Origin of the sequence: Massilia solisilvae, assembly GCF_024753215.1 — a bacterium.
Taxonomy (GTDB): Bacteria; Pseudomonadota; Gammaproteobacteria; order Burkholderiales; family Burkholderiaceae_D; genus Telluria; species Telluria solisilvae.
This window is the reverse complement of sequence record NZ_JANUGV010000003.1, coordinates 144,258-169,249: the sequence shown is the minus strand read 5'-3', so window position 1 is coordinate 169,249 and position 24,992 is coordinate 144,258. Positions and strand designations below refer to the sequence as shown.

Genomic DNA, 24,992 nt, shown 5'->3' with positions numbered 1-24,992 from the left:
CTACGCCTGGATCGCGACGGCGCCCTGGCCGCCCGCCTGGGCGCGCAGCGCGCCGATGAAGTCGGGCAGCGCGATCGGCCGGTAGTACAGGTAGCCCTGCATGGTGGCGCAGCCGTTGGCCTCGAGGTAGCGCGCCTGCGCCTCGGTCTCGACGCCTTCGGCCACCAGGTTCATGCCCAGTCCGCGCGCGATCGAGATGATCGCCAGGATCACCGGGTAGTGGCCATGTTCGTCATGGATCTCCTTGACGAACGACTGGTCGATCTTGATGGTGTGGATCGGGAACCGGTGCAGGTACGACAGCGAAGAATAGCCGGTGCCGAAGTCGTCGATCGCCACCGACACGCCCAGCTGGCACAGCTTGTTGAGCTGCTCGATCGCGTACTGCGGGTTGCGGATGCAGATGTTCTCGGTGATCTCGACCTCGATCTGGGCAGGCGCGATGCCGTAGCGCGCCAGCGCCCCGCGCATCTTCTCGAAGAAGTCGCCACGGTCGAGGTATTGCGGCGACACGTTGAGCGACAGGCGCACCGGCCCTGTCGCGGCCTGGTTCCACTTGAGCATGTCGCGGCACAGCGCGCCGATCATCCAGTCCGAGATCGGCAGCATCAGGCCGTTCTCCTCGGCGAACGGCAGGAACTCGCCGGCCGACAGCAACCCGCGCTGCGGGTGGTTCCAGCGCATGAGCCCTTCGGCGCCGACGATGCGGCCGGTGACCACGTCGATCTGCGGCTGGTAGTACATCTCCAGCTCGTCGTTCTCGAGGGCGTTGCGCAGGCTGCGCTCCAGTTCGATCTTCTGCGTCGATACGTCCTGCATCGACGCGTGGTAGAAGCTGTGGCCGTTCTTGCCCAGCCCCTTGACCTGGTACATCGCGATGTCGGCGTGGCGCAGCAGCTCGTCGATGGTTTCGCCATCGCCCGGATAGATCGCAATGCCGATCGAGGCAGAGATGTGCACCTGGTGGCCATCCAGGTCGAACGGCTGGTGCAGGCACTCGAGGAATTTGTCGGCCACCATGCACGCGTCGGCGCGGTCGCGCAGTTCCGGCAGCACGATCGTGAATTCGTCGCCACCCTGGCGCGCCAGCGTGTCGCCGCGGCGCAGGCATTCCTTCAGGCGCAGCGCGGCCTGCTGCAGCAGCTCGTCGCCCTTGACGTGGCCGAGCGTATCGTTGACCAGCTTGAAGCGGTCCAGGTCGATGAACATCACGGCCAGCTCGGTGCCCTTGCGCTTGGCCTGGATCAGCGCCAGGCCCAGGCGGTCCTTGAACAGGATCCGGTTCGGCAGGTCGGTCAGGATGTCGTGGTAGGCCTGGTACGAGATCAGTTCCTCGGCCCGCTTCCTGTCCGTGATGTCGCGCGCCACGCCGTAGGTGCCGAAGAACTCGTGCTTCTTCACGTCGTGGTCGGGCACGTGCATGCCGATCGAGTTCAGCGCAATCGTCATCAACGTGTTGTTGAAGGTGCGTTCGTGGCCGCTGCCGGTGCGGCACTTCAGGCGCAGCTCGACGTTGCGCGAGGCGCGGTCGTCGGAGCGGCGCTCGTTGAACACGTAGCGCGCGCGTTCCAGGTCTTCCTCGTGCACCACTACCGAGTAGTGCTTGCCGATCAGCTCTTCGCGCGTGTAGCCCAGCAGCTGGCTGGCGCGGTCGTTCACGAAGGTGAAGCGGCCTTCGTGGTTGAGCGTGTAGATGATGTCCGGCGAGCTGTCCACCAGGTAGCGGTACATCTTTTCCGAATTTTCCAGCTGCTGCGCGATGCGCTCGTTCTCCAGCTTCAGGCGGCGCTGCGCGAGCGCGTTGGCCACCGTCTTGAGCAGCTCTTCGCGGCTGTAGGGCTTGCGCAGGTAGTCGTAGGCGCCACGCTTGACGGCGCCGATGGCCGCGTCGATCCCGACCTCGCCGCTCATCACGATCACGTCGGCGTCGATCTCCTTGGCGTTGATGAAGTCCATGATCTCGTGGCCGCCGATGTCGGGCAGGCGCAGGTCGAGCAGGACCAGGTCGAAGCGCAGCCGCGACAGCTGGGCCAGCGCCTCGCTGCCGGAGCCGGCGGTGACGAGATGGTAGCCGCGGTCGCGCAGCAGTTCGTGGAGCGACGCCAGCAGGCGCGGTTCGTCGTCCACCAGCAGCAGGCGCGGCTGCATGTCGGCGTCGAACGGGGCGGCGCCGCCGTGAAGCATGGTGGCGGTGCTGGCGGTATTCGGTGTCATGGTCATTTTCAGGCTGATCCGAGAACACGCGCCGGCAGGGCCGGCGGCGCGCTCACGCCGGCGCTGGTGGCGGCCGGCAGCAGGATTTCAAATGCAGTGCCGGTGCTGCCGCTGCGGCAGGCGATGTGCCCGCGCAGCTTCTTCACCAGGCTGTGGACAATGGACAGGCCCAGACCATGATGGGCGCCGTCCTTGGTACTTTTCACGGCAGAGAACAGATTGGCCAGCACGTCGCGCGGCAGGCCCGGGCCGGTGTCGGCGACGGCCAGCTCCACGTACAGGGTGCGGTCGCGGTTGACCAGGCCCCGGCTGATGATTTCGATGCGCCCGCCGGTCGCTTCCAATGCCTCGATCGCGTTCTTGACCAGGTTGACCAGCACCTGCTTGAGCATGTCCGCGTCGCCGTCGATGCGCGCGTCGTCCTGCACCGACAGCACCACGTCCACGTTCGCAGGCAAGAAGCCGGTGGTGCGGAACAGGCGCAGCACTTCGTTCGCGACTTTGGCCACCTGCACCGAATCCGGGCTGGTGGCGGCAGGCTTGAGGTCCGCCAGACCGTTGATCAGCTGGCCGACGCGGTCGATTTCCTCGTTCAGGATCGACATCTCGCCCGAGACCGGCTCCTGGCGCGCCAGCTTCTCGTCCAGCACCGACAGGTAGTTCTTGATGATCGAGAGCGGGTTGTTCACCTCGTGCACCACGCGGCGCGAGGCTTCGCGGTATTCCTCGGCCACCTGGGCCAGCTGGCGGCGCGCGTGGCCGCGTTCGGACAGGGTGTTCTCGAGCGCGGTGGCGGCCTGCGCGCCGAACGACTTGAGGAAGTGCTCGCGCTTCTTGACGGCGCCGAACTGCCAGGCCGGCAGGCCGCCCACCAGCACGCCCAGGCAGCGCGCGCCCGCCACCAGCGGCACGCACACCATGCTGTCGCTGCCGAGCATGCGCAACAGCTGCTCTTCGGCCAGCCCGAGCCCCTGGTCGTCGCGCCGCACGAAGGCGGTCTGGCGCGCCAGCGCGCTGTGCGCCACCACGCCGCCGCGCGCGAGCGGGATCGAGAATTCGGCCAAACGCGCCACGCCGCCAACCGGTGCGCCAACCAGCGCCTGGCCAGTCGGGTTCTCGAGCAGCACCAGCGCCGACTCGAAGTCGAACAGCATGCGCGCCGAGCGCACCATCGATTCGAGCAGGCCCGCCTCACCCTGCTGACGCGCGAATGCCTGGCCGATCTCGGAGACCAGCACCAGGTTGCGCATCTCGTCGGACAGGCGCTGCGCGACCGGATCCAGCTGGGCCGGCGCCTGCGCGCTCGGAGCCGGGATGTCGTCGGCGCCCGCCAGGTCGATGCCCAGGTGCTCGGCCGACTGCATGACCTGGCGTTCGGCCAGCGCCAGGATCTCGTCCAGGTCGGGGCGCGCCAGGCCGCACAGGCCCGCGCCTTCGAGCAGCGCCGCCTCGTCGTCCGCGTGCGCGGCCATCAGGTGCGCCAGGCGCACGATGCGGATCAGGGGATGGGCCGACTCCAGGCGCGAGCTGGCTTCGTGGTGGTACAGCACCGAATCGGCAAGGAAGGAGTCGAGCTGCCAGCGCTCGATCAGCCAGGCGCCGGCCTCGGTGTGGGTGATCTGCAGCGTGCGCTGCTCGACCGCGCACAGGTCCTCGTCGTCGCGCGCCGTGAAATTGAAGGCGTATTCGCGCGGCGCGGTGGCCAGCAGCGCCAGCCGCCCCACGTTGTGCAGCAGCCCGGCGAGGTAAGCTTCCTCGAGCGAGCCGTAGCCGGTGCGGCGCGCCAGCTCGCGCGCGACCACGGCCGCGGTCAGCGAATTCTTCCAGAACGCGCGCAGGTCGGTGCTGCCGGAATGGGGGAAGTTGTTAAAGGTCTGGAACACCGACTCGCTGATCACCAGCGTCTTGATCATGTCGGTGCCGAGCGAGACCAGCGACTGCTCCAGGTTGGCGCTGCGCGTGCCGCGGTGGTAGGCCGAGCTGTTGGCCACGGCGAGGATCTTGCCGGTCATGCCGGCGTCCTGTGCGATCAGCGCCGCCAGTTCCGGCATGCCCAGGTCGTCGGCCTGCAGGTGACCGATCAGCTTGATCAAAATCTGCGGCATGGCCGGCAGGCGCGCGATCAGCAGGCGATTGCGGATGTCCTGGTCTGGTTGGTGCATTGGTCTCGGGCTGGGCCACCCGGGGCGGGCGGCGGTTAGCTGCTGTCAATACTGGTCTTGCGAGTCTGGAAATGTTTCTTGTTCCATTTCCCCGCTGAAATACTTTAGCTTAGCATATATACACGAGTTGTGATTCCAACACAACAGTTTCCTCACAGATTCTCATGTTTGCCACGCTCCTGCCGTTTACATGGCCCCATTGGCGGCCTGGCGGTAGCGGTACCAGCGCGACACCAGCCAGCACGCCAGCGCCGCCAGCGCAAAACCGGCCTGGCCCAGCGCCAGCGCCAGCACCGAGTGCGACAGCGCCGGCGAGATCACCCCGGCCACGATCGCACCCAGCAGCGTGGAGACGAACGACTGGCACGAGGCGACCGTGCCGCGGATGTGCGGGAACAGGTCGAGCGCGAGCAGCGTGGCGCCGGGTGCGATGATCGAGCTGCCGAAGGTGAAGAAGAACATGGGCAGCACGGTCCACGGCAGCGCCGGCGGGTTGAGCAGGTGGTAGCCGACGTTGAACGTGACCGCGCACAGCATGAAACCGAAGCCGATGCCGATCTGGCGCGCAAAGCTCATCTTGCCGGCCATGCGGTTGGCCGTCAGCGCGCCAAGGAAGATGCCCGACACCGATGGGATGAACAGCCACGCGAACTGCGACGGCCCCAGGTGCAGGTGCACCGGCATGAGCACCGGCGCGGCCGAGATGTACAGGAACAGGCCGGCAAAGTTCAGCGCCACCACGCCCGACTTCATGTGGAACAGGAAGGAGCTGAAGATCGCGCCATAGTTGCGCGCGACGAAGCGCGGGTTGAACGGCTGGCGCTTCTCCCTGGGCATGGTCTCGGGCAGGTGCTGCCAGCAGACCCACCACAGCACCAGGCTGTAGGCGAACAGGGACAGGAAGATGGCGCGCCAGTCGAACAGCGTCACGATCCAGCCGCCCAGCACCGGCGCGATGGCGGGCGCGATCGAGAAGATCATCGTCACCATCGACAGCAATCGCGCGGCCGGCGCGTCCGAATACAGGTCGCGGATGATGGCGCGGCCGACCACCACGCCAGCCCCCGCCGAGACGCCCTGCAGGATGCGGAATACCCACAGGTAGTGCACCGAGTGCGAGGCGGCGCAGCCGAAGGTGCCCAGCGCGAACACCACCAGCGCGGTCAGGATCACGTTGCGGCGGCCGTAGGCGTCCGACAGCGCGCCATGCCACAGCACCATGCCGGCGAAGGCCAGCATGTAGGCGGTCAGCGTCTGCTGCACCTCGATGCTCGAGGCATGCAGGTTCGCCTCGATGCGCGGGAAGGCCGGCAGGTAAGCGTCGATCGAGAACGGCCCGAGCATCGACAAGCCGGCCAGCAGCGTCGCCAGCCCGCCGGCGCTGAGCATGGTGACCTTGTGGGGAGTGGGAAGCGGGACTGGCGTTATCGGGTCTTTGGGCAGGTTGGGCGGCTCGGTCGGTAGCATAAATCAGGGCGACTGCGGGGACTGCTTGGGTTTGGCTTCCTCGCGGCGGTTGAAGCCGGCCACCATGTCGAAGCGGAACAGGCGGCACTCGAGCGCGCCGTTGAAGAATGGTGTCTTGCGCGATTCCTTCAGGCGCAACAGCTTGGGCAGGCCCAGGTCGGCCGTGAACAGGTACACCTTCCAGCCGGCAAAGCGCTGCTTGAGCGTGGTGGAAAAGCTGGCATAAAACTGGTTGGCCATCTCGTCCTGCGGCAGCGTGCGGTCGCCGCGCACGCCGATGCGCTCGCCGTACGGCGGGTTGGTCAGCAAAATGCCGGGCGTGGCCACCGGCGGCTGCACCTGCTGCGCCTCGATCTGCTTGAGCGGCACTTCGAACAGAATGCCGGCACGGCGCAGGTTATGGCGCGTCATCGCCACCATGTCGCCCGAGATGTCCGAGCCGAAGATGGTGGGTTCGGCCGGCAGCGCATTTGGCTTGATCGCCGTTTTGATCTGCTGCCAGGCGTCGCGGTCGAAGTCGCGGAATTTTTCGAACGCAAAGCGGCGGCGCGCGCCCGGCGGAATGCCCTGCACCATCTGGGCCGCTTCGATGAGGATCGTGCCCGAGCCGCACATCGGGTCGAACAGCGGGGTTCCCGGCTTCCAGCCGGCCACGCGCAACAGGCCCGCGGCCAGGTTCTCGCGCAGCGGCGCGTCGCCCGTCTCCTCGCGCCAGCCGCGCTTGAACAGCGCCTCGCCCGAGGTGTCGAGGTAGATGGTGAAGTTGCGCTGGTCGAGGAAGCCGAAGATGCGCATGTCCGGCGTGCGCGTGTTGACCGACGGGCGTTTGCCGAACTGGTCGCGGAAGCGGTCGCACACGGCGTCCTTGATCTTGAGCGTGGTGAATTCCAGGCTCTTGAGCGGCGACTTGACGGCGGTGAGGTCGACGCGAATCGTCTGGTCCCAGTTGAACCAGTCTTCCCACGGCTGTTCCAGCACCAGGTCGTAGATGTCGTTTTCGTTGTCGTAGCTCGACATGGCCACGCGCATCAGCACGCGCGAGGCGATACGCGAGTGCAGGTTGATGCGGTACGAATCGACGAGCGAGCCCGAGCAGTGCACGCCGCCGGGCACCTGGTTGTGCACCTTGAGCGTGGTGCTTTGCTGGGCGATCTCGCCCAGTTCTTCGGCAAGCGCCGCTTCCATGCCTCGCGGGCAGGGGCAGAAAAATGAAGTCATCGGTGTTCCCTTTGTCCGTTAAAAAAACCAATTACAGAATGCGCCGTCGTTCCGGCGAAAGCCGGAACCCATGCTGAACATGCGAGAAGGCCAGCGTCAGCTTTGCTGCAAACTCAGCATGGGTCCCGGCGTGCGCCGGGACGACGGTTTTACGTGTGGTGGTTAAAAAGGCTTTACCACCACCAGAATCACAATCGCCATGAGCAGCAGCACCGGCACCTCGTTGAAGTACCGGTACCACGTATGGCTGCGCTGGTTCTGGCCGCGCTCGAACTTCTTGAGCAGCGAACCGCAGGCGTGATGGTAGCCGATCACGATAATGACGAGCGCCAGTTTCGCATGCAGCCAGCCGCCCTTGAAACCGTAGCCCAGCCACAGCCAGATGCCCAGCAAGGTGGCCGGCACGGCCAGCATGGTGGTGAAGCGGTACAGCCGCCGCGCCATGCCGAGCAGGCGCTCGGTCGCCGCGGCATTGGTCTCCTGGGCCAGGTTGACGTAGATGCGCGGCAGGTAGAACAGCCCCGCAAACCAGGAAGCGATAAAGACGATGTGGAAGGCCTTAATCCAGAGCATGCGGTGCTTTCTTTTGTTATTCGCGAATCTCGCCGTGGCCAAAGACCACGTACTTCAGTGAAGTCAGTCCTTCCAACCCCACCGGGCCGCGCGCGTGCAGCTTGTCGTTGGAGATGCCGATCTCGGCGCCAAGGCCGTATTCGAAACCGTCCGCAAAGCGCGTCGAAGCGTTGACCATCACCGATGCCGAGTCCACCTCGCGCAAAAAGCGCATCGCATCGCTGTAGTCTTCGGTCACGATCGCCTCGGTGTGCTTGGACGAGTAGGTGTTGATGTGCTCCATCGCCTCATCGATGCCGGCCACGACCTTGACCGACAGGATCGGCGCCAGGTATTCGGTGCGCCAGTCTTCTTCGACCGCTTCGACCAGGTTCGGGTAGCCGCGCAGAATCTCGTACGACTCGGGATCGGCGCGCAGCTCGACCTCTTTTGCCGCGTACAGCTCGGCCAACCGCGGCAGCACGGCCGGTGCGATGTCGCGCGCGACCAGCAGCGTCTCCATCGTGTTGCAGGTGCCGTAGCGGTGGGTCTTGGCGTTGAGCGCGATGCGCAGCGCCTTGTCGATGTCGGCCTTGCTGTCGATGTAGACGTGGCAGATGCCGTCCAGGTGCTTGATCATCGGGACCGTGGCTTCCTTCATCAGGCGCTCGATCAGCCCCTTGCCGCCGCGCGGCACGATCACGTCCACATATTCGGGCATGGTAATCAGGGCGCCGACTGCGGCGCGGTCGGTGGTGTCCACCACCTGCACGCCGTGCGCGGGCAGGCCGGCGCCGGCCAGCCCTTCGGCCACCAGCTGCGCCAGCGCGCGGTTGCAGTGGATGGCTTCGGAGCCGCCGCGCAGGATGGTGGCGTTGCCGCTCTTGATGCACAGGCCCGCCGCGTCCACCGTCACGTTGGGGCGCGCTTCGTAGATGATGCCGATGACGCCCAGCGGCACGCGCATCTGGCCGACCTGGATGCCGCTCGGGCGCACCTTCATGTTGCTGATTTCGCCGATCGGGTCAGGCAGCGCGACAATCTGGCGCAGGCCGTCCACCATGGTCGCGATGGCCTTGTCGGATAGCGCAAGGCGGTCGAGCAGCGCGGGGGCCAGGCCGGCCGCGCGCGCGGCGTCCAGGTCCTGCTGGTTGGCCGCTTTCAGGGCGGCGGCGTCGCGCTCGATCGCGTCGGCGATCAGCAGCAACGCCTTGTTGCGCGTGGCGGTGCTGGCGCGGGCCATCGCGCGCGAGGCCGCGCGTGCCTGGCGGCCGAGTTGTTGCATGTGTGCGGTGATGTCCATGATTCGTATGCTCAGTTTCAAACGGGGCCGGTAATGCGCCGATGCGGTTCGGCCTTCGTAGCGTGGGCGGGTCCCAACGCCCACGCGTTCAGGCAGCGCAAGCCTGGACTGGACGCGTGGGCAGGAGACCTGCCCACCCTACGGGTTTCAGCGCGCCACTTTCAAAGCCAGCTGCAGCATCGCGTCCCAGGCGTCGCCGCCGAACTGCTTGCTGCGCAGGCCCTTGACCATCTTGTCCACCTGCGCCGCGTCCTGCAGCGCCGCTTCCAGCGTGCCCAGCGAAACGCGGCGCAGCGCCGGCTCCATCATCCGCTCGCGCGGCCCCCAGATCCGGTATTCCTTCATCAATGCCGGCAACGGCCGCCCCTGCGCCATCCCGGCCTTCAATTTTAGCAGCGTGCGGATTTCCTCGGCCACCGCCCACAGCACCAGCGGCAGCGCCTCGCCCTCGCCCTTGAGCCCTTCGAGCATGCGCGCCAGCCGCCCCGGGTCGCCCGCCAACATCGCCTCGGACAGTTTGAACACGTCGTAGCGCGCCACGTTCATGACGGCGTCGTGCACCTGCTCGTAACTGAGCTTGCCGGGCTCGTACAAGAGGCCCAGCTTCTGAATCTCCTGGTGCGCCGCCAGCAGGTTGCCCTCAACCCGGTCGGCAATAAAGTCCAGGCTCGTGCGGTCCGCGCTCTGCCCTTGCTGCGACAGCCGCATGCCGATCCAGCCCGGCAGCTGCGCACGCTCGACATTCGGAATCTCGACGTACACCGCCGCCTGCTGCAGGCTCGCCACCCACGACGACTTGGCGGTCTGCCAGTCCAGCTTGGGCAGCGTGATGAGGGTCAGGTTGTCGGGACCTAAGTCCTTGACGTAGCTTTGCAGCGCGGCGCTGCCGTCCTTGCCCGGCTTGCCGCTGGGGATGCGCAGCTCGATCAGCTTCTTGTCCCCGAACAGCGACAGCGCCTGGTTTGCCGCCAGCAGCTCGCCCCATTTGAAGCTGCGCTCGACGGTGAGCACCTCGCGCTCGGAATAGCCCTGCGCGCGTGCGGCGCGGCGGATGCGGTCGGCCGCTTCCAGCGCGAGCAGGTGCTCGTCGCTGGTGATCACGTACAGCGGCGCCAGGCCCTTTGCGAGTTGGGCATCGAGCGCCTCAGGCCGCAGCTGCATCGCGCTCCTTCACGAGGCGGCCGGCGCGGGCGTTGCCGCCGGAGCGGCCGGCTTCATCGCAGCCAGGCGGCGCAGGATCTGCTGCACCAGGTCGCTCTGCATGTCGCGGTACAGCAGGTTGGCTTCGGCTTCCTTCGCCAGCACCTCCTGCTCGCTGAAGGCCATGTTGCGGGAGAGGCGAATCTCGGTGGGGCCCAGCAGTTGCGCGCCCTTGGCATCCGTGACGCGGAAGGTGAAGGTGTAGGTGAGCAGGTATTCGCGCACCCGGCCCAGGTTGTTCAGCGAAAGGATCTGGCGGCCACGCGCCTCGGACATCACCACCAGTTGGGCGTCGGCGCCCTCGGGCTTGTCCGCGATGACCACCGAGTCGGCCGCGCGCAGGTTGCGCTTGAGCTCAGTGCCCAGCGGCGACGTGTCCGGGAAGCCGACGTAGATGCTATGGAACGGCATGTTGTAGGTGCCGTTCGAGCCGCGCAGCTTGAAGCCGCAGCCCGCCAGCAGCGCCACCACGAACAGGGCCGCGAAGAAGCGCGCAAAGGGGAGACGGGCCGCGTTCATCGCTTACACCACGATGTTGACGAGTTTACCGGGCACGACGATGACCTTCTTCGGCGTGCCTTCGACGAACTTCTGGGCCGCTTCCGACGCCAGCGCAGCCTTCTCGATGGCGGCTTTGTCCAGGTCCTTTGCCACCTTGACCGAGCCCCGCAGCTTGCCGTTCACCTGGATCATCAGTTCGATCTCGCTCTGTTCGAGTGCCGCCGGGTCCACCTCCGGCCACTGCACGTTGAGGATGTCGCCGTACTTGGCCGCATAGCCCAGGTCCTGCCACAGCGCGTGGGTGATGTGCGGCGCGACCGGGTTCAGCAGGCGCAGGAAAATCGACAGGCCTTCGGCGATGACCGCGTCGGTGGCCACGCCCTCTTCCAGCTTGCTCGATTCGAGCGTGTTGAGCATCTTCATGCAGGCCGAGACGACCGTGTTGTACTGGATGCGCTTGAGGTCATAGTCGGCCTGCTGCAGCAGCTTGTGCACTTCGCGGCGCACGGTCTTCTGCGCGTCCGACAGACTGCCCTGCTGCTGGCCGGCCAGCGCGCGCGCCACGGCCTCGCGCTGCGCATAGGCGAAGGCCCACACGCGGCGCAGGAAGCGGCTGGCGCCTTCCACGCCGCTGTTGGACCACTCCAGGGTCTGCTCCGGCGGCGAGGCGAACATCGTGAACAGGCGCGCGGTGTCTGCGCCGTACTGCTCGATCTGGGCTTGCGGGTCGATGCCGTTGTTCTTCGACTTGGACATCTTCTCGGTGCCGCCGATCGCCACCGGCTGGCCGTCGGCCTTGAGCACGGCCGACACCGGGCGGCCCTTGTCGTCGAAGGTCAGTTCGACGTCGGCCGGGTTGAACCAGGTCTTCTTGCCCGACGCGTCCTCTCGGTAGTAGGTCTCGTTGAGCACCATCCCCTGGGTGAGCAGGTTGACGAAGGGCTCGTCGAACTTGACCAGGCCGAAGTCGCGCATCACCTTGGTCCAGAAGCGCGCGTACAGCAGGTGCATGACCGCGTGCTCGATGCCGCCGATGTACTGATCCATCGGCATCCAGTAGTCGTTGCGGGCCTTGTCCACCATCGCGTCATTCGAACCCGGCGAGGTATAGCGCATGTAGTACCACGACGAGTCGATGAAGGTGTCCATCGTGTCGGTCTCGCGGCGCGCCGGCTTGCCGCATTTCGGGCAGTCGCACTTGAGGAAGCGTTCATCCTTGTTGAGCGGGTTGCCGGTGCCGTCCGGGACCAGGTCTTCGGGCAGCACCACCGGCAGGTCTTTTTCGGGCACCGGCACGGCGCCGCAGTCCTCGCAGTGGATCATCGGGATCGGCGTACCCCAGTAGCGCTGGCGCGAGATGCCCCAGTCGCGCAGGCGGAACGTCACCTTCTTGTCGCCCAGGCCCATGTTCGCCAGGTCGCCGGCGACCGCGTTGACGGCAGCCACGTAATCGAGGCCGTCGTACTTGCCCGAGTTGATGATCCTGATGTTTTCCTTGGCGCCGTACCACTCCTGCCAGCCTTCCAGCGAGAAGGTCTCGCCTTCGACTTCGACCACCTGCTTGATCGGCAGGTCGTATTTTTGCGCGAACGCGAAGTCGCGCTCGTCGTGGCCCGGCACGCCCATCACGGCGCCGTCGCCGTAGGTGATGAGCACGTAGTTGCCGACCCAGACCGGCACCTGCTCGCCCGAGACCGGGTGGGTCACGGTCAGGCCGGTCGGCATGCCCTTCTTCTCCATCGTCGCCATGTCGGCTTCGATCACGCTGCCCTTCTTGCACTCGGCGATGAAGGCCTGCAGCTCGGGGTTGTTCCTTGCGGCGTGCTGTGCCAGCGCGTGTTCCGGCGCCACGGCGCAGAAGGTCACGCCCATGATGGTGTCGGCGCGGGTGGTGAAGACGAAGAGCTTGCCGTCGTTGATGAGCTCACCGGCGTCGTTCTTGATCTGGTGCGGGAAGGCGAAGCGCACGCCGGTCGATTTGCCGATCCAGTTGGCCTGCATGACGCGCACGCGCTCGGGCCAGCCCGGCAGCTTGTTTTCGACGTAGTCCAGGAGCTCGTCGGCGTATTCGGTGATGCGCACGTAGTACATCGGGATTTCGCGCTTTTCGATCAGCGCGCCCGAGCGCCAGCCGCAGCCGTCCACCACCTGTTCGTTGGCCAGCACGGTCTGGTCCACCGGGTCCCAGTTCACGGTGCCGGTCTTCTGGTAGATGATGCCCTTTTCGAGCATCTTCAGGAACATCCACTGGTTCCACTTGTAGTACTCGGGGCGGCAGGCGGTCATCTCGCGCGACCAGTCGATCGCCAGGCCCATCGACTCCATCTGCCCGCGCATGTGGGCGATGTTCGAGTAGGTCCACTCGGCCGGCGGCACGCCGTTGGCCATTGCGGCGTTCTCGGCCGGCATGCCGAACGCGTCCCAGCCCATCGGCATGAGCACGTTGTAGCCGTTCATGCGCAGGTAGCGGTACATCACGTCGTTGATCGTATAGTTGCGCACATGGCCCATGTGCAGCTTGCCGGAGGGGTAAGGCAGCATCGAGCACGCGTAGTACTTGCCTTTCGGGAAGCGTGGATCGTTCTCGACGGCCTTGTAGGCGTCGATCGATTTCCAATACGCTTGCGCGGCCTGTTCGACTTCGGCGGGACTATATTTCTCTTGCATGATGTTTCTGCGGGCAAAAATTAGGGGTGGAGCAGAACATTATACTGGTTCATCTTGCACTGCGGCGTGGGCGGGCGCAGCGGAGCCTGCAGTTGGCTTAGCGTAACGGGGAACGGCAAAAAGGAATGAAGTGTCGAAGCATCATGGACGATGACTTTGATTACTCGGCACTTGTCGAAAAGCTAAAGGCTTCGGGAACGCCCGTGTTGCAAGCGATTTCCGAAGCGTCCACTTTCAGCAGGCTTCACCGCAAGCTCGAATCAGAGATTTATCGATTGAAGCTGAGGGAACAAACCCATGAGTTTCAGATCAATGTCTTAACCGTTATGGTGGTTGCCTTGTTTTTTCTTTTGCTCTTTGTGTTAAGCCGAATGGAACGATTTTGACGAACGTTTCCTCAGCGACCGGTTCAGCGGCGGATCTGCGCGCCGAATTACCCGAAGCGGAACGAAGGCTGCGCGACGAAATAAAGGACGCCGTGGCCGATCTGAAAGACAAAATCGACAAGCTGGAGACCAGGATGAACTGGATAAGCGGGCTGATCGTCGCGGCGCAGTTTGGCCTGTTTGCGATGGTAGCAGGTCTCTATCTGCGCTAATGCTCGTCAGCCCAGCACCAGCTCCAGCGCCGGCTTTTCGCCGTAATCCTCGTAGCGCTCGTTGATGCCGATGATGCAGAACGCCATCTCCTCGAGGATGTCCCCGGCCTGCGCGCGCATCTTTTCCGCGTCCTTGACCACGATGCGCAGCACCTCGTCGTCCTTGAGCCGGTACTTGGACATGCCGTCCTCGTCGCGCAGGTAGCTCAGGCAGTCCACCCAGGCGTCCATCGTCGCCTGGTACGAGTCCGGAAAGCCGAACGCGCGCTTGCATTCGGCGTGGAAGCTCGCCTCGTCGGTGATCGCCGCGCCGTTCAGTTCAGCGGTGGCCATGGCATCAGCCCTTCAGGCCGAGCACGTCGAACATGTCGTACTGGCCGCTCGCCTTGTCCGCCAAAAAGCGGGCGGCGCGCAGCGATCCGTTGGCGTAGGTCACGCGGCTGCTGGACTTGTGGCTGATCTCGATGCGCTCGCCGATGCCGGCAAACAGCACCGTATGGTCGCCCACGATGTCACCGCCGCGCACCGTGGCAAAGCCGATGGTGGACGGGTCGCGTTCGCCGGTGACGCCTTCACGGCCGTACACGGCGCATTCCTTCAGGTCGCGGCCCAGCGCGTCGGCAATCACCTCGCCCATCTTGAGCGCGGTGCCGGACGGCGCATCGACCTTGTGGCGGTGGTGCGCCTCGATGATCTCGATGTCGTAGCCTTCGGCAAAGCTCTTGGCCGCCATTTCGAGCAGCTTGAGCGTCACGTTCACGCCCACGCTCATGTTCGGGGCGAACACGATCGCGGTCTTTTCGGCCGCTTTGCTGATCGCGGCCTTGCCGGCGTCGTCGAAACCGGTAGTGCCGATCACCATCTTGATGCCGTGCGCGGCGCAGTATTCCAGGTGGCGCAGCGTGCCCTCGGGACGGGTGAAGTCGATCAGCACGTCGGCGCCGGCCAGGCCCTTGTCCAGGTCGGACTGGATCACCACACCGGTCAGCTGGCCCGAAAAGGCGCCCGCATCGGTGCCAATCTCCGGCGAGCCGGCCACACCCAGCGCGCCGACCAGCTCGGCGTCAGGCGAGGCCTGCACGGCCTCCACCAGCATGCGGCCCATGCGCCCGCTGGCGCCCGCAATCGCGATCTTGATACTCATGTTGGTTCCTTACTTGCCTTCCTTGCGCTGGCGCACGTCCTCGAGCGACTTGCGCTCGTCCGGCGGCGGCGCGGCCACGGTGCCGGCGATGCGGGCGATGTATTCCTTCTCGGTCGGCAGGTGGCCGCCGTCGAAGTGATCGACCTTGTTGTCCTTGAAGAAGACGGTCACGCGGCTGGTGGTCAGCTCGCCGTTGCCGCGCGCGAGGTAGAACGGGTAGTCCCAGCGGTCGGCGTGGAACATGTCGGTCAGGAGCGGCGTGCCGAGCACGAACTTGACCTGGTCGCGCGTCATGCCGGGCTTGAGCTGCTCCAGCATCTCCTGCGAGACGAAGTTGCCCTGCTGGATGTCGGGACGGTAGGGCGTGAAGATCCACAGGAACTTCTGCAGCTTGGTCACCGTGGTCGTCTGGGCGCCGGCGTTGGCAGCGGCGGCCGAGCGGCTGGCGTCGGCGGCGACGGCCTCGGGCGAGGCGTTCGCCGGGGCTGTCGGCTGGCTGCGCAGGCTCGAGCAGCCGGACAGCGCCAGCGCGCACGCCAGGCCGCCGGCAGCGGCTGCCAGCGCACGAAAACGGTAATTTACGGCAATCTTGACGCGCATAGGGGTCCTCAAAACGTTTGAGCAGGAGCTCCAAAACGCTATATCATAAAGCACTCTGCCCATTCACGAGTATCAAAACATGAGCAATAACCCAACCGACCTGAAGGCCAGCGGGCTGAAAGCGACGCTGCCGCGACTCAAAATTCTGGAAATCTTCCAGAACAGTGAGGTACGGCACCTGACGGCGGAGGACGTCTACAAGACCCTGCTCACGGAGAACATGGACGTGGGGCTGGCGACAGTGTACCGGGTGCTCACCCAGTTCGAGCAGGCGGGCCTGATCAACCGCAACCACTTCGAGACGGGCAAGGCGATCTACGAGCTCAACGTGGGCACGCACCACGACCATCTGGTGTGCCTGGACTGCGGCCACGTCGAGGAGTTCGTGGACGAGGAGATCGAGGCGCGCCAGCACCGCATCGCCGAAGAACGCGGCTTTCGCATCGCCGAGCACGCGCTCGCCATCTACGGCAACTGCACCAAGCAAAACTGCCCGCACCGCCATTAGGATGCAGCGCGGGCGTTCAGTCCAAGCGCGCGGCGCCTGAACGCGTGGGCGGGAGACCCGCCCGCCCTGCACAGCACGCTCACAGCGCCTTCAGGTACTCGGCCAGGTCGGACACCTCGGCCGGACTCAAGCCCAGCGCCTTGCGCTGATTGTAGATTTCCACCACCTCCTTCAGCGTCGCCGCCTTCCCGTTGTGGAAGTACGGCGGGTGCTGCCAGACGCCCATGAGCGGCGCGGTGCGGTACAGCTTGGTCGCGCTCCGCGAGGCGTAGCTCGGCGCTCCGTTCGGCTCCGGCTCGCTCACGACCTGGAACGGCGCGTGCAGGCCCAGGTTGGCGTCGGTGAATTTGGACCCGAGGTGGCAGGTGATGCAGCGCCCCTTGCCGACGAACAGCGCACGCCCGCGGCCCACCGCATCATAGTCGAAGCTGCCTGGCGGCGGGGGCGGCGCCTTTAGCGACAGCTGGTAAGCGCGCAGCGCCGGCAGCGCCGGCCGCACCAGGTCGATGCTGCCGTTGGTGACGTCCACGCCAATGCGATCATCCTCGAAATGCCCCAGCCCGCCCATCTGGGTGACGGCCACGTAGCGGTTCCAGTAGGTGACGTCGTCGCCGTCGCCGGTATAAGTGATCTTGTGAATGCCGGCCAGGCCATAGGCCGGCGGGATCTCCACCGGCCCGTTCTTGCCGTCGATGTTAAAGCGCGGGTCGTAGCGGCCCCGGCCCCAGGAGTTGTACACCGCCTTCTGCGCCGCGGTGAGCGCGGGCGACAGCGCGATCACGGCGCCCACGTTCAGGTCGCGGTTGGGCCATCCGTCCAGGCGCTTGCCGATGCCGGCGGCGAACCCGTTGTCCACGGTGGAGTGGCACAGCGCACAGGTGATGCCCACGCGCTCGAGCACCTCCTGCCCGCGCACCGTTTCCACCCGGCCCAGGATGCCGACCACCGCGCCCAGCTTGAGCAGGGTCACCGTGGTCCTGGGGCTGTTCAGGTCGATGCTGCCGTTCCTGATGCCTTCGCGCACCGCCGGCGGCAACGCGTCCACGTCCACCTTGATCCCGAGCGCCAGGGCGGCGGCCGGACTGACCGAACTGGCGATCACCTCGTGCATGCGCAGCTGGTCGGTCCACTTGGCGCCGTCGCCGAAGGTGTCGTAGCGGAAGATCTGGCGGCCCTTGGCAACCAGCAATGGATCAAGCTCATCATCGTCGCGGTGGTGGCCGGCACAGGCGGCAAGCACGGCGCTCGCGAACAGCGGCAGGCAAAGCTTTCTGGCGAGCATGGTGTCCTCCTTCGGGCGCGACAGGGCGCCTGATTTCTACGGTACACCTCGCCAACCGAGCTGATCTTCAGCCAGCGCAAACGCGGCTCAGGACGCCCCAAGCCGCGCGAGCACCGCCGCCACGATGCGGTCGCAGCGCGCGCCGTCGAACGAGAACGCATCCTCGAGCGCCAGGTCGAACTGGCTGGCCAGCGCGGCGCGCAGCATGGCGCGGGCGCGGAAGAAGCGCGAGCGCACGGTCGCCTCCGGAATGCCGAGGCAGGCCGCAACCTCCTCGCCGCTCATCTCCTCCACGGCGCGCAGCACGAACACGGTGCGAAACGCCTCGGGCAACGCGTCGAGCGAGCGTTCCAGCAAAACCCGTGCTTCGGCGCGCATCGCCTCTTGCTCAGGAGAGTCCGTGCGCTCCTCGTCCATGGCGGCCTCCACTGCGCTGTTGCCGTGCTCGTCGGCGGGAAAAAGCGGTGTGATGTTGCCGCGCCGCCGGCTCTTGCGGCTGCGCGCAATCGCCTCGTTGACGACGATGCGGGTGAGCCAGGTGGAGAGCCTGGCGTCGCCACGGAAGCTGCCAATGGCGCGGTAGGCCTGCAGGTAGGCGTCCTGCAGCGCATCCTCGGCTTCGCCGTCGTCGCGCAGGATGCTGCGCGCGGCGCGAAACAGCGCCCGGTTGTGGCGCCGCATCAGCAGTGCGAACGCATGGTGATCGCCGGCGGCGATGCGTGCGGCGAGGTCGGCGTCGGTCAGCGAGGCGTCGTCGTTGGTGTTGGTTGCGGTGCGCATGGAACTCCCCGATCGTGGATGACGCGGCATTGGATGATGCCAGCGTCCGCGGCGTTCCCAGGCTCGTTGGACGCGTGGGCAGGAGACCTGCCCACCCTACTGCGCCGCCGTTCAGCTCACGCGGTGTTCAGGAGTGGCTCAGCGCGTTCGAGAGCAGCTTGGCGGTGATGTCCACAATCGGGATCACGCGCTCGTAGGCCATGCGGGTCGGGCCAATCACGCCCAGGGTGCCGACGATCTTGCCGTTCACTTCGTAGGGCGCGGTGACCACGCTCATTTCGTCCAGCGGCACCAGTTTCGATTCCCCGCCGATGAAGATCTGCACGCCGCCAGCCTTGCTCGACACGTCCAGGAGCTGCATCAGCCCGGTCTTCTGCTCGAACATCTCGAACATCTGGCGCAGCGAACTCATGTTGGAGGACAGGTCGGACACCGACAGCAGATTGCGTTCGCCGGCGATGACCACGTCCTCGCCCTCGGCCATCGCCTCGCTGCCGGCCTCGACGGCGGCCTGCATCAGCCGGCCCATGTCGTCGCGCAGCTGGCGCAATTCCCCGGTCAGGCGCATGCGCACTTCGTCGAACGACAGCCCGGCGTAGTTCTGGTTCAGGTAGTTGGCCGATTCGATCAGCTGCGACGGCGAGTAGTCCACGTCGGTCAGCAGCAGGCGGTTCTGGACGTCGCCGCGCGGGTCCACGATGACCAGCAGGATGCGCTTTTCGGACAGGCGCAGGAACTCGATCTGCTGGAACGCCGATTCGCGGCGCGGGCTTTGCACCACGCCGGCGAAGTGCGACAGCGAAGAGAGCATCTGGGCCGCGTTGGCGATCACCTTTTGCGGCTGGTGCGCCGGCAGGCGCATGCTGGCCTCGACGCTGTGCTCGTCGAGCTGCTGGACGGTGAGCAGGGTGTCGACGAACAGCCGGTAGCCGCGCGGCGTGGGCACGCGCCCGGCCGAGGTGTGCGGGCTGGCCACGTAGCCCATTTCCTCGAGGTCGGCCATGATGTTGCGAATCGTGGCCGGAGACAGGTCGAGCCCGGAGATCCGGGACAGCGCGCGCGACCCTACCGGCTGGCCGTCCGCGATGTAGCGTTCGACCAGGGCTTTGAGCAGGGTTTGGGCACGATTATCGAGTTGCATGATTTTGCGGTGGGCACCGGGTTGCCCTCCTATTATGCACGTTCGGCCCGCTGCTGTGCAGTCATCCGTGCTCGCGCTGCAGCCAGTCGAGCAGCTCGTGGAAGCTGCTGACGATGGCGTCCGGGACCACCTCGTGCTCCAGGTGGCGGGTGCTGCCGGTGCGGTTCATCCACACCGCGCGCAGGCCGGCGCGCTGGGCGCCCTGCACGTCGAGCAGCACGTCGTCGCCGACGTACACCGCATCCTCCGGCGCCACGCCCAGTTCCTTGCAGGCAGCGTGGAAAATCGCCGCGTCGGGTTTGGCGCAACCAAGCTGGTGCGCGGCGACCGAGACCTTGAAGTGGTGCGACAGGCCGATCGCCTTCAGGTCGGCATTGCCGTTGGAAATGGAGCCGACCAGCACCCGGTCCTTCAGCCGCGACAGGCCCGGCAGCACGTCGTCGTAGGGAATCACCGCATTGCGTGCGGCGAAGAATTCGATCATCGCCTGCTCGACCTTGGCCGGGTCCTCGCCGGCCTGCTCGAACGCGGCCACCAGCCCGGCGCGACGCAGCGCGCCCAGGTCGAGCGCGAACGCCGGGTTCTGCGCCAGCAGCGCCATGCGCGCCTGACGCAGCTCGTCGATCGAGAAGCGGCGCGCCACCGCGGGCGCATTGGCGGCCAGCCAGGCATGCAGCGTTTGCTCGGCCTGCACGATCACCGGCGCGATCGGCCACAGAGTGTCGTCCAGGTCGAACAGAATGGCCTTGGGCCAGGCGCGGCGCGTCGTTGTCATCTGAAGCGGGGGAAGAGAAAGGTGGGCCAGCCAAGAATAGCGACGGCGGCGCTGAAAATCAATCCTGGCCCAGCGGTTACACCGTGATACAAGGGTAATGGCTCAGCAAGCTGACAAATCGACTAAAATGGCGGCTATTTGTCTTTCAGGCGCACTCGGCTTTGGCGCCTTTCCTGTCCGCATTGGAGAAAATATGAAAAGTACGTACCTGCGCGCCGGCGTTGCCGCGCTGGCATGCGCGCTGGGGCTGTCCGCTTGCGGCGGCAGCAGTGGCCAGCTGGCGCTGGGCGGCACCATCTATGGCCTGACCAAGGAACAGATCGTGCTGCAAAACAATGGCGCGCATGACTACACGATCACGCCGTCCATGCTGGGCGCGGGCAACACTTTCTATTTCCCGGACCTGATCGGCATCGACGAGGCGTACAAGGTGACCGTCAAGAGCTTCCCGTCCAACGTGACTGGCTGCACGGTCAACTACGGCACCGGCCGCTCGGCCTTCAACGTGACCAACATCCAGATCGTGTGCACGCTCAAGACCCACAAGCTGGGCGGCACCATCAGCAACCTGAAGGGCGATGGCCTGGTGCTGGTCAACGGCAGCGACAAGGTCACGGTGCCGGCGGGCGCAACGTCGTTCCAGATGACCGAGGTCGGCGAAGATCAGGCGTTCGGCATCACGGTACTGAGCAGCCCTGCCAACCAGAGCTGCGTCGCGAGCAACGCGAGCGGCATCATGGGTACCGCCGACAAGAACGACGTCGTGGTCACCTGCACCCCCTGACGCGGCCGAGCCACTTTCCTGGAGAAACAGTCAATGAAGTTCACTTCGATGCGCAGCCTGCTGGCACTGGGCCTGGCCCTGACCCTGACCGCCTGCGGCGGCGGCAAGGCGACCTATACCATTCCGGGCACCGTGAGCAACCTGCAGTACGGTCCGCTGGTGCTGACCAGCAACGGCATGGACGTCACGGTCAACCCGTCCTCCACCCTCGTGCCGCCGGTCTACGACTCGGCCAAGGTCCCCGCGGTCACCTTCGAGTTCCCCAAGCAGCTTGAATATGGCGACCAGTATCTGGTCACCGTCAAGCAGCAGCCGCCGCACCAGACTTGCGCCATTCCCAAGGGCTACGAGCAGGACACCGTCGGGCACCGGGCCACGATCAACGTCCCGGTCAACTGCCTCCTGCAGTCGCATGCGGTTGGGGGTACGGTATCGGGACTGACCGCGACCGGCCTGGTGCTGGTCAATGGCGGCGGTACCCTGCCCCTGGCGTCGGGCACAACCGAATTCACCTTCCCCAACCCGGTGATCTACGGCCAGACCTACGGCGTGACCGTGCTGTCGAACCCGACCGGCCTGTTCTGCAGCGTGAACAACGGCGCCGGCACCATGCAGGACGCGGATGTGGCCAACATTACGGTCACCTGCGTGCCGTCGGCCTGATATTCAGTTGCGTGATGGAGAGCATTCTAAAAGGAAATTGGACGAATATGCTGTAGCGCAGCATACTGCACCTGTCTCCTCCAACTCTCCTCAGAAAAGAATTGGATTTAAGCCCGCCTCCCGGCGGGCTTTTTTTTATCTGCGCCCGGTACGGTGGGCAGCTTGGCTGCCCGCCCTGCGCTCAGAGGTTGGCCAGCGCGACGTATTGTTCCAGGCTCACGGCCTCGGGACGGGCGCCGGGGTCGATTCCGGCTTCGATTAGCTGCGCCTCGGTGAACATGCCGGCCACGCAGTTGCGGATCACCTTGCGGCGCTGCGAGAACGCCTTCTGCACGACGCTTTCCAGCCGCGCGCCGTCCACGGCCAGCGGCTGGCGGTGCGGGATCATGCGCACGATCGCGGAATCAACCTGCGGCGGCGGGTCGAAGGCGGTCGGCGGCACCACGAACAGCAGCTCCATGTCGTAGCGCCATTGCAGCATCACCGACAGCCGCGAGTAGGCCTTGGTGCCCGGCTCGGCCACCATGCGCTCGACCACTTCCTTTTGCAGCATGAAGTGCTGGTCCTCGACCTGCTGCGCATACTGCGCCAGGTGGAACAGCAGCGGGCTCGAGATGTTGTACGGCAGGTTGCCGACCACGCGCAGCTTCTGCCCCTCGGGCACCGGGATCGATCCGAAATCGAACTTGAGCGCGTCGCCCGCATGCACCGTCAGGCGCTCGCGCGGGTAGGTTTTCTCCAGCCGCGCCACCAGGTCGCGGTCCAGCTCGACCACGTGCATGTGGTCCAGGGATTTGAGCAGCAGCGCGGTCATCGCCGCCAGGCCCGGGCCGATCTCGACCATCACCTCGCCACGGCGTGGCGCAATCGCGTCGATGATGTTGTGCAGGACGTGGTCGTCCGTCAAAAAGTTCTGGCCGAAGCGCTTGCGGGCGACGTGTTTCATGCTTGTTGTGTTTTTCTGAGAATCAGGGATGGGCGCGGCGTGCCTGCACCATGTGCATGGCCACGCGCACTGCTTCTTCCATGCTGCCGCAGTCGGCCAGGCCCAGGCCGCGCGCGGCCAGGTCGAGCGCCGTGCCGTGGTCCACCGAGGTGCGGATCAGCGGCAGGCCGAGCGTGATGTTGACCCCGCGTCCAAACGTGGCGTGCTTGAGCACCGGCAGGCCCTGGTCGTGGTACATCGCCAGCACGCAGTCGGCGTCCTTCAGGTACTTTTGCTGGAACAGCGTGTCGGCCGGGAACGGGCCGCGGGCATCGATGCCGCGCGCCTGCGCCGCCTTGAGCGCCGGTTCGATCACGTCGATCTCTTCGCGCCCCAGGTAGCCGTTTTCGCCCGCATGCGGGTTCAGGCCGGTGACCAGGATGCTGGGCGCGGCGATGCCGAACTTGGTCTTGAGGTCGTGGTCGATGATGTCCAGCACCTGCGCCAGCGTGTCCTGCGTGATCGCGCCCGGCACGTCCTTGAGCGGCAGGTGGGTGGTGGCCAGCGCCACGCGCAGGTAGGGCTGGTGCTCGCCGGGCGAGCCGGCCAGCATCATCACGACCTTGGGGGTATGGGTTTTCTCGGCCAGGTACTCGGTGTGGCCCGAGAACGGCACGCCGGCGTCGTTGATCGTGCTCTTTTGCAGGGGCGCGGTGACGATCGCGTCGAACCAGCCCGCCGCGACGCCTTCGATGGCGGCGTCGAGGATGTCGAGCACCGCGCGCCCGTTGGCGGCATTGAGCGTGCCCGGCACCACGTGCTCGGCCAGCGGCACGTCCACCACGGTGATGCGCTCGGGGCCGAAGTGCGGCAGGCCGCTGTAGCGCAGCGCCTGCAGCGACACGGCCGACAGCCGGATCGCCGGGTCGATGGCGCCTGCCGTCATCGCCAGGAAGGCGGCATCGCCAACCAGCACGCAGTTGGCTTGCGCGCGCAGCGCCCACGCCGCGCGGATCGAGATTTCAGGCCCGATCCCGGCCGGCTCGCCGGTCGTGATCGCGAGCGTCGGACGGCGCGCCACTGCGTTCATCGGATCACTTGTCCTCGCGGAACTCGACGTAGGCGCGGTCGCGCACTTCGCGCGCCCAGTCCTCGGTCGCTTCCTGCAGCTTGCGCTCGTGGATGACCTGGCGCGCCACGCTGCGTTCCTTTTCCTTGGACAGGTCTTCGGTCTTGCGCTCGATGACCTGGATCAGGTGGAAGCCGAACGGGCTCTGCACCACGCCCGAGATTTCACCCGGCTTGAGCTGGTTCATCGGGTTCTCGAACTCGGGCACCGTATCGCCCGCGGCCAGCCAGCCCAGGTCGCCGCCCTTGGCCGCCGAGCCGTCCTGCGAGTACTGCTTGGCCAGCTCCTCGAAGGTGGCGGCCTTGTTGTCGATCTTTTCCTTCAGCTCCAGCAGCTTGCGCTTGACCTCGGCTTCGGTCATGGTCGGCGTCACCTTCATCAGGATGTGGCGCGCGTGGGTCTGGGTTTCCTCGGCTGCCTTGGCGTCCTTGTTGTCGGCCGGCTTGCGCTGGTCCACCAGCTTGATGATGTGGAAACCCGTGCTGGACTTGATGACCGGCGTGGTCTGGCCCGGCTTGAGCTTGCGCAGTTCATTGGTGAACAGCGGCGGCAGGCGGTCCGGGTCGCGCCAGCCGATCTCGCCGCCCTTGAGCGCGTCCGGCGCGTCCGAATACGTGGCGGCCATCTTGGCGAAGTCGGCGCCGGTGCGCAGCTGGCGCATCACCTCGTCGGCGCGCGCCTTGCGGGCGGCGATCTGCTCGGGCGAGGCGTTCTGCGGGATGCCGACCAGGATCTGCGAGATGTTCATCTCGACCTTGTCGGCGGCGGCTGCCTTCTCGGCGGCCAGGTAGGTGTCGATCTCGGCCTCGGAGACCTGGATCTTGGCGTCCACCTCGTGGTCGCGCAGGCGCTGCAGCATGATCTCGTTGCGGATCTCTTCGCGGAACTGGTTGAAGGGCAGGCCCTCCTTTTCCATCTGGTTGCGCATGTCCTGCACCGACAGCTTCTGGTTCTCGGCGATGCGCGCGATGGCACGGTCGAGCTCGATGTCGGCGACCTTGACGCCGTATTCCTTGGCCAGCTGGATCTGGGCGCGTTCGACGATCATCGCCTCCACCACCTGGCGCTGCAGGTCGGCCAGGTCGGGCACCTGGGCGCCCTGCGCGCGCATGCGCTGCACCACCTGGTCCACGCGGCCTTTCACCTCGTTTTTGGTGATCACGTCGTCATTGACCACCACGTAGATCGAATCGATCACCTTGGCGTCGGCGGACGCCGGCGGCAAAAAGCCGCCGGTGCTGGCCTTCGGGGCCGCGTCCGTCTTGGCGGCCTGGGCATGCGCGGAACCGGCGGCGAGCGCACACAGCAGCGCCGCTGCGAGCGAGATCTGTTGCAAACGGGTAGTACGCATCATCTGGGAAGCACTCATTTCAGGTTGA

The 24,992-nt window shown here is 65.8% G+C and carries 24 protein-coding genes; 5 read left to right on the top strand and 19 right to left on the bottom strand.

Annotated features, from left to right (window positions below):
• The 9 genes from NX773_RS13720 to leuS all read right to left on the bottom strand — a co-directional run bounded on the left by NX773_RS13720 (position 1) and on the right by leuS (position 13,284).
• Positions 1-2,214 carry a putative bifunctional diguanylate cyclase/phosphodiesterase gene (locus tag NX773_RS13720; RefSeq protein WP_370662253.1) on the bottom strand — a complete coding sequence of 738 codons (2,214 nt, stop codon included), beginning with the start codon at positions 2,212-2,214 and terminating at the stop codon, positions 1-3.
• An 8-nt stretch (positions 2,215-2,222) separates the two neighbouring features.
• Positions 2,223-4,376 (bottom strand): HDOD domain-containing protein, encoded by a 2,154-nt coding sequence (locus NX773_RS13715; RefSeq protein WP_258856886.1) that lies wholly within the window; start codon positions 4,374-4,376, stop codon positions 2,223-2,225.
• A 186-nt stretch (positions 4,377-4,562) separates the two neighbouring features.
• Positions 4,563-5,843, bottom strand: coding sequence for a multidrug effflux MFS transporter (locus NX773_RS13710; RefSeq protein WP_258856885.1), 1,281 nt, complete (start codon positions 5,841-5,843; stop codon positions 4,563-4,565).
• A gap of 3 nt (positions 5,844-5,846) precedes the next feature.
• Complete coding sequence (locus tag NX773_RS13705) at positions 5,847-7,061, bottom strand: THUMP domain-containing class I SAM-dependent RNA methyltransferase (protein WP_441295328.1); 1,215 nt, start codon at positions 7,059-7,061, stop codon at positions 5,847-5,849.
• A gap of 162 nt (positions 7,062-7,223) precedes the next feature.
• Positions 7,224-7,634, bottom strand: a complete 411-nt coding sequence (locus NX773_RS13700; RefSeq protein WP_258856884.1) for a CopD family protein — start codon at positions 7,632-7,634, stop codon at positions 7,224-7,226.
• A 16-nt stretch (positions 7,635-7,650) separates the two neighbouring features.
• Positions 7,651-8,916 carry a glutamate-5-semialdehyde dehydrogenase gene (locus NX773_RS13695; RefSeq protein WP_258856883.1) on the bottom strand — a complete coding sequence of 422 codons (1,266 nt, stop codon included), beginning with the start codon at positions 8,914-8,916 and terminating at the stop codon, positions 7,651-7,653.
• A gap of 147 nt (positions 8,917-9,063) precedes the next feature.
• Positions 9,064-10,077: a DNA polymerase III subunit delta gene (holA, locus tag NX773_RS13690; protein WP_258856882.1), complete on the bottom strand. Its 1,014-nt coding sequence runs from the start codon at positions 10,075-10,077 to the stop codon at positions 9,064-9,066.
• A gap of 9 nt (positions 10,078-10,086) precedes the next feature.
• A complete protein-coding gene (locus NX773_RS13685; RefSeq protein ID WP_258856881.1) occupies positions 10,087-10,635 on the bottom strand; it encodes an LPS-assembly lipoprotein LptE in 549 nt (182 codons plus the stop codon).
• Between the two features lie 3 nt (positions 10,636-10,638).
• A complete protein-coding gene (gene leuS / locus NX773_RS13680; RefSeq protein WP_258856880.1) occupies positions 10,639-13,284 on the bottom strand; it encodes a leucine--tRNA ligase in 2,646 nt (881 codons plus the stop codon).
• 143 nt (positions 13,285-13,427) lie between these two features.
• On the opposite strand from leuS, the gene NX773_RS13675 reads away from it, so the two are divergent.
• Entirely contained in the window at positions 13,428-13,670 is a 243-nt protein-coding gene (locus tag NX773_RS13675) for a hypothetical protein (RefSeq protein ID WP_258856879.1), read from the top strand.
• The gene (locus NX773_RS13670) at positions 13,667-13,882 is read left to right on the top strand and encodes a hypothetical protein (RefSeq protein WP_258856878.1); all 216 of its coding nucleotides are present in this window, start codon (positions 13,667-13,669) and stop codon (positions 13,880-13,882) included. The genes NX773_RS13675 and NX773_RS13670 overlap by 4 nt, the downstream gene beginning before the upstream one ends.
• A 6-nt stretch (positions 13,883-13,888) precedes the next feature.
• Here the strand turns inward: NX773_RS13670 and NX773_RS13665 are convergent, their stop codons facing one another.
• The 3 genes from NX773_RS13665 to NX773_RS13655 are packed head-to-tail and all read right to left on the bottom strand — an operon-like array spanning position 13,889 to position 15,626.
• Complete coding sequence (locus NX773_RS13665) at positions 13,889-14,215, bottom strand: barstar family protein (RefSeq protein ID WP_258856877.1); 327 nt, start codon at positions 14,213-14,215, stop codon at positions 13,889-13,891.
• A gap of 4 nt (positions 14,216-14,219) precedes the next feature.
• Positions 14,220-15,026, bottom strand: a complete 807-nt coding sequence (dapB, locus tag NX773_RS13660) for a 4-hydroxy-tetrahydrodipicolinate reductase (RefSeq protein ID WP_258856876.1) — start codon at positions 15,024-15,026, stop codon at positions 14,220-14,222.
• Positions 15,027-15,035: 9 nt separating this feature from the next.
• Entirely contained in the window at positions 15,036-15,626 is a 591-nt protein-coding gene (locus NX773_RS13655; RefSeq protein ID WP_258824465.1) for an outer membrane protein assembly factor BamE, read from the bottom strand.
• 79 nt (positions 15,627-15,705) lie between these two features.
• On the opposite strand from NX773_RS13655, the gene fur reads away from it, so the two are divergent.
• Positions 15,706-16,134, top strand: coding sequence for a ferric iron uptake transcriptional regulator (fur, locus tag NX773_RS13650; RefSeq protein ID WP_258824464.1), 429 nt, complete (start codon positions 15,706-15,708; stop codon positions 16,132-16,134).
• A gap of 79 nt (positions 16,135-16,213) precedes the next feature.
• Here fur and NX773_RS13645 read toward each other — a convergent pair whose 3' ends face one another.
• The 4 genes from NX773_RS13645 to NX773_RS13630 form a co-directional block, all read right to left on the bottom strand.
• Positions 16,214-17,416: a c-type cytochrome gene (locus NX773_RS13645; protein WP_258856875.1), complete on the bottom strand. Its 1,203-nt coding sequence runs from the start codon at positions 17,414-17,416 to the stop codon at positions 16,214-16,216.
• Positions 17,417-17,503: 87 nt separating this feature from the next.
• Complete coding sequence (locus tag NX773_RS13640; RefSeq protein WP_258856874.1) at positions 17,504-18,196, bottom strand: RNA polymerase sigma factor; 693 nt, start codon at positions 18,194-18,196, stop codon at positions 17,504-17,506.
• Between the two features lie 127 nt (positions 18,197-18,323).
• Positions 18,324-19,337 carry a heat-inducible transcriptional repressor HrcA gene (gene hrcA, locus NX773_RS13635; RefSeq protein WP_258856873.1) on the bottom strand — a complete coding sequence of 338 codons (1,014 nt, stop codon included), beginning with the start codon at positions 19,335-19,337 and terminating at the stop codon, positions 18,324-18,326.
• 61 nt (positions 19,338-19,398) lie between these two features.
• The gene (locus NX773_RS13630) at positions 19,399-20,112 is read right to left on the bottom strand and encodes an HAD family hydrolase (protein ID WP_258856872.1); all 714 of its coding nucleotides are present in this window, start codon (positions 20,110-20,112) and stop codon (positions 19,399-19,401) included.
• A 193-nt stretch (positions 20,113-20,305) separates the two neighbouring features.
• On the opposite strand from NX773_RS13630, the gene NX773_RS13625 reads away from it, so the two are divergent.
• On the top strand, positions 20,306-20,896 hold the full coding sequence (locus NX773_RS13625) for a hypothetical protein (RefSeq protein ID WP_258856871.1): 591 nt from the start codon (positions 20,306-20,308) through the stop codon (positions 20,894-20,896).
• Positions 20,897-20,929: 33 nt separating this feature from the next.
• A complete protein-coding gene (locus NX773_RS13620; protein ID WP_258856870.1) occupies positions 20,930-21,559 on the top strand; it encodes a hypothetical protein in 630 nt (209 codons plus the stop codon).
• Positions 21,560-21,740: 181 nt separating this feature from the next.
• Here the strand turns inward: NX773_RS13620 and rsmA are convergent, their stop codons facing one another.
• Genes rsmA through NX773_RS13605 form a run of 3 tightly spaced genes read right to left on the bottom strand, consistent with a single transcriptional unit; the run spans position 21,741 to position 24,982 of the window.
• Entirely contained in the window at positions 21,741-22,505 is a 765-nt protein-coding gene (gene rsmA / locus NX773_RS13615; protein WP_258856869.1) for a 16S rRNA (adenine(1518)-N(6)/adenine(1519)-N(6))-dimethyltransferase RsmA, read from the bottom strand.
• A gap of 22 nt (positions 22,506-22,527) precedes the next feature.
• Positions 22,528-23,574: a 4-hydroxythreonine-4-phosphate dehydrogenase PdxA gene (gene pdxA / locus NX773_RS13610; protein WP_258856868.1), complete on the bottom strand. Its 1,047-nt coding sequence runs from the start codon at positions 23,572-23,574 to the stop codon at positions 22,528-22,530.
• 4 nt (positions 23,575-23,578) lie between these two features.
• Complete coding sequence (locus NX773_RS13605; RefSeq protein WP_258856867.1) at positions 23,579-24,982, bottom strand: peptidylprolyl isomerase; 1,404 nt, start codon at positions 24,980-24,982, stop codon at positions 23,579-23,581.
• Positions 24,983-24,992 lie beyond the last annotated feature (10 nt).

Excerpts from the sequence above, each read along its gene's own strand:
- NX773_RS13720 (WP_370662253.1), bottom strand. The coding sequence starts at position 2,214 with ATGACACCGAATACCGCCAGCACCGCCACCATGCTTCACGGCGGCGCC.
- NX773_RS13715 (WP_258856886.1), bottom strand. The coding sequence starts at position 4,376 with ATGCACCAACCAGACCAGGACATCCGCAATCGCCTGCTGATCGCGCGC.
- NX773_RS13710 (WP_258856885.1), bottom strand. The coding sequence starts at position 5,843 with ATGCTACCGACCGAGCCGCCCAACCTGCCCAAAGACCCGATAACGCCA.
- NX773_RS13705 (WP_441295328.1), bottom strand. The coding sequence starts at position 7,061 with ATGACTTCATTTTTCTGCCCCTGCCCGCGAGGCATGGAAGCGGCGCTT.
- NX773_RS13700 (WP_258856884.1), bottom strand. The coding sequence starts at position 7,634 with ATGCTCTGGATTAAGGCCTTCCACATCGTCTTTATCGCTTCCTGGTTT.
- NX773_RS13695 (WP_258856883.1), bottom strand. The coding sequence starts at position 8,916 with ATGGACATCACCGCACACATGCAACAACTCGGCCGCCAGGCACGCGCG.
- holA (WP_258856882.1), bottom strand. The coding sequence starts at position 10,077 with ATGCAGCTGCGGCCTGAGGCGCTCGATGCCCAACTCGCAAAGGGCCTG.
- NX773_RS13685 (WP_258856881.1), bottom strand. The coding sequence starts at position 10,635 with ATGAACGCGGCCCGTCTCCCCTTTGCGCGCTTCTTCGCGGCCCTGTTC.
- leuS (WP_258856880.1), bottom strand. The coding sequence starts at position 13,284 with ATGCAAGAGAAATATAGTCCCGCCGAAGTCGAACAGGCCGCGCAAGCG.
- NX773_RS13675 (WP_258856879.1), top strand. The coding sequence starts at position 13,428 with ATGGACGATGACTTTGATTACTCGGCACTTGTCGAAAAGCTAAAGGCT.
- NX773_RS13665 (WP_258856877.1), bottom strand. The coding sequence starts at position 14,215 with ATGGCCACCGCTGAACTGAACGGCGCGGCGATCACCGACGAGGCGAGC.
- dapB (WP_258856876.1), bottom strand. The coding sequence starts at position 15,026 with ATGAGTATCAAGATCGCGATTGCGGGCGCCAGCGGGCGCATGGGCCGC.
- NX773_RS13655 (WP_258824465.1), bottom strand. The coding sequence starts at position 15,626 with ATGCGCGTCAAGATTGCCGTAAATTACCGTTTTCGTGCGCTGGCAGCC.
- fur (WP_258824464.1), top strand. The coding sequence starts at position 15,706 with ATGAGCAATAACCCAACCGACCTGAAGGCCAGCGGGCTGAAAGCGACG.
- NX773_RS13645 (WP_258856875.1), bottom strand. The coding sequence starts at position 17,416 with ATGCTCGCCAGAAAGCTTTGCCTGCCGCTGTTCGCGAGCGCCGTGCTT.
- NX773_RS13640 (WP_258856874.1), bottom strand. The coding sequence starts at position 18,196 with ATGCGCACCGCAACCAACACCAACGACGACGCCTCGCTGACCGACGCC.
- hrcA (WP_258856873.1), bottom strand. The coding sequence starts at position 19,337 with ATGCAACTCGATAATCGTGCCCAAACCCTGCTCAAAGCCCTGGTCGAA.
- NX773_RS13630 (WP_258856872.1), bottom strand. The coding sequence starts at position 20,112 with ATGACAACGACGCGCCGCGCCTGGCCCAAGGCCATTCTGTTCGACCTG.
- NX773_RS13625 (WP_258856871.1), top strand. The coding sequence starts at position 20,306 with ATGAAAAGTACGTACCTGCGCGCCGGCGTTGCCGCGCTGGCATGCGCG.
- NX773_RS13620 (WP_258856870.1), top strand. The coding sequence starts at position 20,930 with ATGAAGTTCACTTCGATGCGCAGCCTGCTGGCACTGGGCCTGGCCCTG.
- rsmA (WP_258856869.1), bottom strand. The coding sequence starts at position 22,505 with ATGAAACACGTCGCCCGCAAGCGCTTCGGCCAGAACTTTTTGACGGAC.
- pdxA (WP_258856868.1), bottom strand. The coding sequence starts at position 23,574 with ATGAACGCAGTGGCGCGCCGTCCGACGCTCGCGATCACGACCGGCGAG.
- NX773_RS13605 (WP_258856867.1), bottom strand. The coding sequence starts at position 24,982 with ATGAGTGCTTCCCAGATGATGCGTACTACCCGTTTGCAACAGATCTCG.